At 68.2% G+C, this 8,135-nt stretch carries 7 protein-coding genes; 6 read left to right on the forward strand and 1 reads right to left on the reverse strand.

What is annotated here, in order from left to right; all coding sequences use genetic code 11:
- Window positions 1–42 precede the first annotated feature (42 nt).
- Genes B2515_RS04765 through pheT form a run of 3 tightly spaced genes read left to right on the forward strand, consistent with a single transcriptional unit; the run spans window position 43 to window position 3,850 of the window.
- Window positions 43–381, forward strand: coding sequence for a GIY-YIG nuclease family protein (locus B2515_RS04765; RefSeq protein ID WP_293874309.1), 339 nt, complete (start codon window positions 43–45; stop codon window positions 379–381).
- A 29-nt stretch (window positions 382–410) separates the two neighbouring features.
- The gene (pheS, locus tag B2515_RS04770; protein ID WP_293874343.1) at window positions 411–1,478 is read left to right on the forward strand and encodes a phenylalanine--tRNA ligase subunit alpha; all 1,068 of its coding nucleotides are present in this window, start codon (window positions 411–413) and stop codon (window positions 1,476–1,478) included.
- Window positions 1,475–3,850, forward strand: a complete 2,376-nt coding sequence (gene pheT / locus B2515_RS04775) for a phenylalanine--tRNA ligase subunit beta (RefSeq protein ID WP_293874312.1) — start codon at window positions 1,475–1,477, stop codon at window positions 3,848–3,850. Before pheS ends, pheT begins: the two co-directional genes overlap by 4 nt.
- A gap of 39 nt (window positions 3,851–3,889) precedes the next feature.
- Here pheT and B2515_RS04780 read toward each other — a convergent pair whose 3' ends face one another.
- On the reverse strand, window positions 3,890–4,600 hold the full coding sequence (locus B2515_RS04780) for a murein L,D-transpeptidase catalytic domain family protein (RefSeq protein WP_293874315.1): 711 nt from the start codon (window positions 4,598–4,600) through the stop codon (window positions 3,890–3,892).
- 211 nt (window positions 4,601–4,811) lie between these two features.
- Between B2515_RS04780 and B2515_RS04785 the strand changes: the two genes are divergently transcribed.
- The 3 genes from B2515_RS04785 (at window position 4,812) to B2515_RS04795 (ending at window position 7,989) form a co-directional block, all read left to right on the forward strand.
- Window positions 4,812–5,399: a L,D-transpeptidase family protein gene (locus B2515_RS04785; RefSeq protein ID WP_293874318.1), complete on the forward strand. Its 588-nt coding sequence runs from the start codon at window positions 4,812–4,814 to the stop codon at window positions 5,397–5,399.
- Between the two features lie 69 nt (window positions 5,400–5,468).
- On the forward strand, window positions 5,469–6,344 hold the full coding sequence (locus B2515_RS04790; RefSeq protein ID WP_293874321.1) for an aldose 1-epimerase family protein: 876 nt from the start codon (window positions 5,469–5,471) through the stop codon (window positions 6,342–6,344).
- 118 nt (window positions 6,345–6,462) lie between these two features.
- A complete protein-coding gene (locus B2515_RS04795; protein WP_293874324.1) occupies window positions 6,463–7,989 on the forward strand; it encodes a peptide chain release factor 3 in 1,527 nt (508 codons plus the stop codon).
- Window positions 7,990–8,135 lie beyond the last annotated feature (146 nt).

Below are 8,135 nucleotides of genomic sequence, written 5' to 3' on the forward strand. Positions count from 1 at the left end.
GTCCCGGCGTGCGCCGGGATGACGAGGGAAGGGCGGGTCTACATGAGGGACAACTTCCAGCCGTGCGTCTACATGCTCGCCAGCCGCCGCCACGGAACGCTATATATCGGCGTCACATCCAACCTGCTCGCACGCATCGTCCAGCACCGTGAGGGGTTGATCCCCGGCTTTACCAAGGCATACGGCGTGCGCCTGCTGGTCTGGTACGAGGTCCACGACACGATGGAGGCCGCCATCGTCCGTGAGAAGCGGCTGAAGGAATGGCGGCGCGCATGGAAGATCGACCTGATCGAAGCGCGGAACGAAGATTGGGCCGACCTCGGGGTCGGATTAGGGCTGCCCCGCTTGGCGCCGGCACCGGTGAAAGAGAGCAACACGTGACTGACGACCTCGATACCCTTCGCGACCATATGCTGACCGCGATCGACGCCGCGACCGGACTCGACGCGCTGGAGGCGGTGCGGGTCGAGGCGCTCGGCAAGCAGGGCAATGTCACGCAATTGCTCAAGACGCTCGGCAAGATGAGCCCCGAGCAGCGCCAGAGCGAAGGCCCGCGGATCAACGGCCTGCGCGAGGCGGTCGCCGGCGCGATCGCCACGCGCAAGGCGGTGCTGGAACGCGCCGCGCTCGACGCGCGCCTCGCGAGCGAGACGCTCGACATGACGCTGCCGGCGGAGGGCGTCGCTGCGGGCACGGTGCATCCGGTCAGCCAGGTCATGGACGAACTCGCGGAAATCTTCGCCGACCTCGGCTTCGCGGTCGCGACCGGGCCGGAGATCGAGGACGACTGGCACAATTTCACCGCGCTCAACATTCCCGAAACGCATCCGGCGCGGGCGATGCACGATACCTTCTATTTCCCCGACGGCGAGGCGGGCGAGAAGCGCATGCTGCTGCGCACGCACACGTCGCCCGTGCAGATCCGCACGATGCTCGACCAGCCGCCGCCGATCCGCATCATCGCGCCGGGTCGCACCTACCGGTCGGACAGCGACGCCACCCACACGCCGATGTTCCATCAGGTCGAGGGGCTGGTGATCGACAAGGGGATCACGCTCGGCCACCTCAAATGGACGCTGGAGACGTTCCTGAAGGCGTTCTTCGAGCGCGACGACATCGTCCTGCGCCTGCGTCCCAGCTATTTCCCCTTCACCGAACCCTCGGCGGAGGTCGACGTCGGCTATACGATCGAGAAGGGCAAGCGCGTCATCGGCGGCCACCCCGGCAGCAAGGGGGGAGGCGGCTGGATGGAGGTGCTCGGATCGGGCATGGTCCACCCCAAGGTCATCGAATCCTGCGGGCTCGATCCGGACGAATGGCAGGGCTTCGCCTTCGGCTGCGGCATCGACCGGCTGGCGATGCTCAAATACGGCATGGACGACCTGCGCCCCTTCTTCGACGGCGATATCCGCTGGCTGAAGCATTACGGCTTCTCCGCGCTCGAAACCCCCACGCTGTCCGGAGGAGTCGGCGCATGAAGTTCACCCTCGACTGGCTGCGCCAGCATCTCGACACCGACGCCGACCTCGATACGATCGTCAACGGCCTGACCCGCATCGGGCTGGAGGTGGAGGGCGTCCACAATCCGGGCGATGCGCTGCAGGCGTTCCGCGTCGCCAAGGTGCTCAGCGCCGAGCGCCATCCGCAGGCGGACAAGCTGCAGGTCCTGTCCGTGGACGCGGGCGACGGCCCGCTGCAGGTCGTCTGCGGCGCGCCCAATGCCCGCGCCGGGCTGGTCGGCGTGTTCGGCCCGCCGGGCGCCTATGTCCCCGGCCTCGACGTGACGCTGAAGGTCGCCGCCATCCGCGGCGTCGAATCGAACGGCATGATGTGCTCGACCCGCGAACTCGAGCTGGGCGAGGATCACGACGGGATCATCGAACTGCCCGCCGACGCGCCGGTCGGCACGCTCTTCCCGGACTATGCGGGGCTCAACGATGCGGTTATCGATATCAGCGTCACCCCCAACCGGCAGGATTGCATGGGCGTGCGCGGCATCGCCCGCGATCTCGCCGCCGCCGGGCTCGGCACGCTGAAGCCGCTCGCCGTCGCGCCCGTCGCGGGCGAGGGCGCGGCGCCGGACGTGCGCACCGACGACCCCGCCGGCTGCCCCGCCTTCTACGCACAGAATGTCAGCGGCGTCGCCAACGGCGAATCGCCCGAATGGATGCGTCGCCGGCTGACCGCGATCGGGCAGAAGCCGATCAGCGCGCTGGTCGACATCACCAACTACGTCTCGATCGATCTCGGCCGCCCGCTCCACGTATACGACCGTGCCCGGCTCAGCGGCGGGCTGACGGCGCGCAAGGCACATGCCGGCGAGCAGGTCCTCGCGCTCAACGGCAAGACCTATACGCTCACCCCGGCGATGACCGTCATCGCCGACGACGCTCAGGTCCACGACATCGGCGGCATCATGGGCGGCGAGCGTTCGGGTGTGTCCGCGGACACCACCGACGTGCTGATCGAATGCGCCTTTTTCGATCCCGATCATATCGCCCGCACCGGCCAGGCGCTGATGCTGACCAGCGACGCGCGTCAGCGGTTCGAACGCGGCGTCGATCCGGCGTTCCTCGACGACGGCCTGGCGATCGCGACGCGACTGGTGCTCGATCTGTGCGGCGGTACGCCGTCGCCGGTGACCCGCGCCGGCCAGCCGCCGCTCGCGCCGCGTGTCGTCGCTTACGATCCGGCCAGGGCGGAGACGCTCGGCGGCCTCGCCGTTGCCGCGGACCGCCAGCGCGCGATCCTCGAATCGCTCGGCTTCGGCGTCGCCGGCGACGGGGACGCCGACTGGCGCGTTACCGTGCCGAGCTGGCGCCGCGACATCGACGGCGCCGCCGATCTGGTCGAGGAGGTCATCCGGATCGAGGGGATCGACAAGGTCGCCCCCGTGCCGCTGCCGCGCACGCCCGGCGTCGCCACGCCGACCGCGACGCCCGAACAGAAGGTCGAACGCCGCGTCCGCCGCGCCGCTGCCGCGCGCGGCCTCGACGAGGCGGTGACGTGGAGCTTCCTGTCCGAAGCGCAGGCCGCGCCCTTAGGTGGCGGCGCATGGACGCTCGCCAATCCGATCAGCGAAGACCTCAAGGTCATGCGCCCCTCGCTGCTCCCCGGCCTACTGTCGGCGACCGAACGCAACCTCAAGCGCGGCATCGCGTCGGTGCGCCTGTTCGAGATCGGCCGCCGCTATCTCGCCGACGCCGAGCGCCCGACGCTCGGCCTCGTCCTCGCCGGCAACCGGCGCGAGCGCGCTTGGCGCGACGGCAAGGCGGCGGGCTTCGACGCGTACGACGCCAAGGCGGAGGCGCTGGCACTGCTCGCCGCCGCGGGCGCGCCGGTCGACAATCTGCAGGTGATGGGCGAGGCGGGTGACGCCTGGCACCCCGGCCAGAGCGGCACGCTCCGGCTCGGGCCGAAGACGGTGCTGGCGACGTTCGGCATGCTCCACCCGAACCTGCTCAAGGCGTTCGACCTCGACGGTGCGGTCGCGGCGGTCGAAGTGTATCTCGACGCGCTGCCGGCGAAGCGGTCGTCGGGCTTCACGCGCCCCGCCTTCGCGCCGCCCGCGCTGCAGTCGGTCCGCCGCGACTTCGCGTTCCTCGTCCCGGCATCGGTGAGTGCCGATGCGCTCGTCCGCGCGGTGCGCAGTGCCGACAAGGCGGCGATCACCGGCGCGCGCGTGTTCGACGTCTTCACCGGCGCCGGGGTCGAGGAGGGCGCCAAGTCGGTGGCGGTCGAGGTGACGCTGCAACCCGCCGACAAGAGCTTCACCGACGAGATGCTGAAGGGGATCGCCGACAAGGTCGTCGCGGCGGCGGCGAAGCAGGGCGCCAGCCTGAGGGGATGACGGCGCGGGTGACGGGACCGGGCAGAGGCCCGGTCCGGATCACACCTTGGCGGAGAAGATCATCCGGCCCGCGCCGAGCTGCGCGAACACGTCGCCGAGGTCGCCTTCGCCGACCGCGAAACAGCCCTGGCTGCGGCCGAGCATGCCGTGCGTGCGCAGCATGTCGCGGTTCGCATACCAGGCGGAATGGACGACGATCGCGCGCGCCAGCGCATTGTCGTTGGTCGGATCGAGGCCGATCAGCCGCTGCGACCGGCCATGCTTGCCGACATAATAATCGGCGGTGACGAACGACCCCTCCGACGAGGCGTTCGAATTGGGTTCGTTGGAGAAGCGCTTGAGGAAGCCGGTATGCGCGGGGTCCGACCCGCTGCCGTGCGCGACGAGGAACGACCGGCTCTTGCCCGACACCAGATCGACGAGGTGGAAGCGCGCCTGCGACGAGGGCGCCGACATGTCGGCGATCGCGATCCGGTCGCGATGCGCGACGCGGCGGCCGTGGGTGTTGAGCGCGGCGAGCGCCTGACGCATCAGGTCCGGGCGCACCACCCGCGGCGAGGTGATCGGACGTGCGGCCACCATCGGGCGCGGAGCGGGGAGCGGCGGTTCGGTGAGCGGGCGAAGATCCTTCTGGGTCAGCCGCCGCGTCGCCGCGGACACCGTGCCCGGCACCGCCAGCGTCGCCGCCAGCACCAGGCCGTTCTTTAGAAGAGCGCGTCGGTCATGTGCGCTATCGTGCTCAATTTGCATCGAAATTTCAAAAGCCCCGGTTTGATCCCGCTAAAGCTCATATAGCAGCTTTGGACTTAATTTTCTGCAACTTGCCGCCCCGGTCGGCTCTTTGGTTGCACGGCTGGGCGCGAGTCGGGCTCGATTGATCCCGAATCCGGCGCGGCACGAATCGAAATGTCATGCGTTGATCGATGTGAAGGGGGACGGACGAGGAAAGGCTGGAATACCTATGAAGCAATGGCTCATCATGGCTGGTGCCGCGATACTCGCCATCGCTCCCGCCCCCGCGCTGGCGGCGACCGACGCACTGGCGCCGGAGGTGACGACGCTGGCCCCGAATCGCTTCCTGTGGAACGACAATGTGACGCTCGAACCGGTCAGCATCGTCATCTCGATCCCCGACCAGAAGGCCTATGTCTATCGCGGCGAGCTGTTGATCGGCGCGTCGACGGTATCGACGGGCAAGGACGGCAAGGACACGCCGGTCGGCGTCTTCCCGATCCTGCAGAAGTCGGAAAAGCACAAGAGCAACCTGTACGATGATGCGCCGATGCCGTTCATGCAGCGGCTGACCTGGGACGGCGTCGCGATTCACGCGGGTATGAACCCCGGCTTCCCCGCCTCCCACGGCTGCATCCGCGTGCCGACGGCGTTCGCGAAAAAGCTGTTCGCGGTGACGTCCAAGGGCACGCCGGTGCTGGTGACCGATGCGTCGGCCGCCGAAGGCTGGACGCCGCCGACGCCCTATGACGCGCAGGCGATGCAGGCCGAAACCGCCAGCGCCAATACGGCGCTGCTGGAGACGGCGGCCCGCTAGGACTGCGGATGCGTTGACCGACGGGCACGACGCGGGCAATCGCGGCGCGGACCATCGGGGAATTCGTTCATGACCACACGCGTCACCATCACCTCCGGCACGTTGACCGCCGTGATCGATCCCCTCGGCGCGGAGCTAATCCATCTGCGCGATGCCGAGGGCCGTGAGCTGATGACGGACGCCGACCCGGCCTTCTGGACGGGGCATGCGCCAATCCTGTTTCCCGTGGTCGGCATGCCGTTGGAGGAGACGATCCGCGTCGACGGTCGCGCCTATCCGATGAAGAAGCACGGCTTCGCGCGTCGCGCTGTGTTCGAGACGGTGGAGGCGAGCGAGGCGCGCGTCACCTTCGCCTTGACCGACAGCGCAGCCACCCGCGACAGCTACCCCTTCGCCTTCCGGCTCGAACTCACATACACGCTCGACGGCGCGACGCTGGATATCGCTGCGAGGGTGATGAACCCCGCTGAGACGCCGCTGCCGGCCAGCTTCGGCTTCCATCCCGCCTTCGCCTGGCCGCTGCCGTACGGGCAGGATCGCGCCGCACATCGCATCCTGTTCGACGCCGACGAACCCGATACGCTGCGCACGATCGCCGCCGACGGCACGATCGCGGCGGCGCGCAAGGAATCGCCGCTCTACGGCCGCGAATTGCGCCTGCGGGACGATCTGTTCGCGCAGGACGCCCTGGTCTGGGACGCCATCCGCTCCGACGCCGTCGTCTATGGCGCCCCCGACGGCCCGCGGCTGCGCATCGCCTTTCCGGACACGCCGATGCTCGGCATCTGGACCAAGCCGGGCGCGGCCTATGTCTGCGTCGAGCCATGGCACGGCATCGCCGATCCCGAGGGCTATCGCGGCGACTATCGCGACAAGCCCGGCGTATTCGAGGTTCCCGCAGGGGGCAAAAAGCGGATCGGGATGCGCGTCACGCTGGAGGGGTAAAGCGCGGGGTGCGGCGAGCAAAACACGCCCCTGTCCTATCCGTCGCCAATCTGGCAAAGCGCCGCCATCCCTCATCGCGCCTGCCGCCGCAGGCTGCGCCATCCAGAGATCTGCCGCCGTGTCTTCCCCCCGCCGCACCTTCGCGATCATTTCCCACCCCGACGCCGGCAAGACCACGCTGACGGAAAAGCTGCTCTATTTCGGCGGCGCGATCCATCTCGCCGGCGAGGTCAAGGCGCGCGGGGCGAACCGGCGCGCACGGTCGGACTGGATGAAGATCGAGCAGCAGCGCGGCATCTCGGTGACGTCGTCGGTGATGACGTTCGAACGCGACGGCATCACCTTCAACCTGCTCGATACGCCGGGGCACGAGGATTTCAGCGAGGACACCTATCGCACCCTGACCGCGGTCGATTCCGCGGTAATGGTGATCGACGCCGCCAAGGGCATCGAGCCGCAGACGCGCAAATTGTTCGAGGTGTGCCGCCTGCGCAGCGTGCCGATCATCACCTTCGTCAACAAGGTCGACCGCGAAGGCCGGCCGGTGTTCGAACTGCTCGACGAGATCGCCGACATGCTCGCGCTCGACGTCTGCCCGATGAGCTGGCCGGTCGGCATGGGCGGCGAGTTCGAGGGCGTGCTCGACCTCGTCACCAACCGCATCAGCCGCCCCGAGGGTGACAGCCGCGCCTTCCTCGGCAAGACCGAGGAGGCGCCGGTGCTGTCGGAACGCTGGAGCGAGGAGATCGAGCTGGCGCAGGCGGGCTATGCCGCCTTCGATGCCGAGGCGTATCGCAACGGCGACCTGACCCCGGTCTATTTCGGCTCCGCGCTCAAGGACTTCGGCGTCGCCGAGCTGATCGGCGCACTCGCCGAGCACGCGCCGCCGCCGCGCGCGCAGCCCGCCGAGCCCGCCCCGGTCAGCCCCGACAATGACGAGGTCACCGGCTTCGTGTTCAAGGTGCAGGCGAACATGGACCCCAACCACCGCGACCGCATCGCCTTCATGCGGCTGTGCTCGGGCACGTTCAAACGCGGCATGAAGCTGACCCCGTCGGGCAGCGGCAAGCCGATCGCGGTCCATTCACCGATCCTGTTCTTCGCGCAGAACCGCGAAGTCGCCGACGAGGCCTTTCCGGGCGACATCATCGGCATCCCCAACCACGGCACGCTGCGCGTCGGTGACACGCTGTCGGAGCGCGCCGATGTCCGCTTCACCGGTCTGCCCAATTTCGCGCCCGAAATCCTGCGTCGCGTCCAGCTCAAGGACCCGACCAAGACCAAGCAGCTGCGCAAGGCTCTGGACGACATGGCCGAGGAGGGGGTGACGCAGGTCTTCTATCCCGAGATCGGATCGAACTGGATCATCGGCGTCGTCGGCCAGCTTCAGCTCGAGGTGCTGCTGAGTCGGCTCGATGCGGAATATAAGGTCGCCGCCGGCCTCGAACCCGCGCCGTTCGAGACCGCGCGCTGGGTGTCGGCGGAGGACCCCGCCGACCTCAAGCAGTTCATGGACCTCAACCGGTCGGCGATGGCGAAGGACCGCGACAACAATCCGGTCTTTCTCGCGAAGAGCGCATGGGAGGTGAATTACATCGCCGATCGCTATGCGAAGGTCCGCTTCGCCGCGACCCGCGAACGGTAAGAGTCCCAGTTATCGTCATCCCCGCGCAGGCGGGGATGTGGATTCACGTTTGAAGTGCACCGATTGAGGCATGGAGGAATGCCTCGGCGGGGGTTTGGAAGTCGAGGCATTTTCTGGGTGTATCGTTGAGGCGTTTGGCAAAGGCG

The organism is Sphingomonas sp. UBA978 (assembly GCF_002292295.1).
In the GTDB taxonomy this organism is placed as follows: Bacteria; Pseudomonadota; Alphaproteobacteria; order Sphingomonadales; family Sphingomonadaceae; genus Sphingomonas.

Coding starts and splice junctions, on each gene's coding strand:
- B2515_RS04765 (WP_293874309.1), top strand. CDS start 43: ATGAGGGACAACTTCCAGCCGTGCGTCTACATGCTCGCCAGCCGCCGC.
- pheS (WP_293874343.1), top strand. CDS start 411: ATGCTGACCGCGATCGACGCCGCGACCGGACTCGACGCGCTGGAGGCG.
- pheT (WP_293874312.1), top strand. CDS start 1,475: ATGAAGTTCACCCTCGACTGGCTGCGCCAGCATCTCGACACCGACGCC.
- B2515_RS04780 (WP_293874315.1), bottom strand. CDS start 4,600: ATGCAAATTGAGCACGATAGCGCACATGACCGACGCGCTCTTCTAAAG.
- B2515_RS04785 (WP_293874318.1), top strand. CDS start 4,812: ATGAAGCAATGGCTCATCATGGCTGGTGCCGCGATACTCGCCATCGCT.
- B2515_RS04790 (WP_293874321.1), top strand. CDS start 5,469: ATGACCACACGCGTCACCATCACCTCCGGCACGTTGACCGCCGTGATC.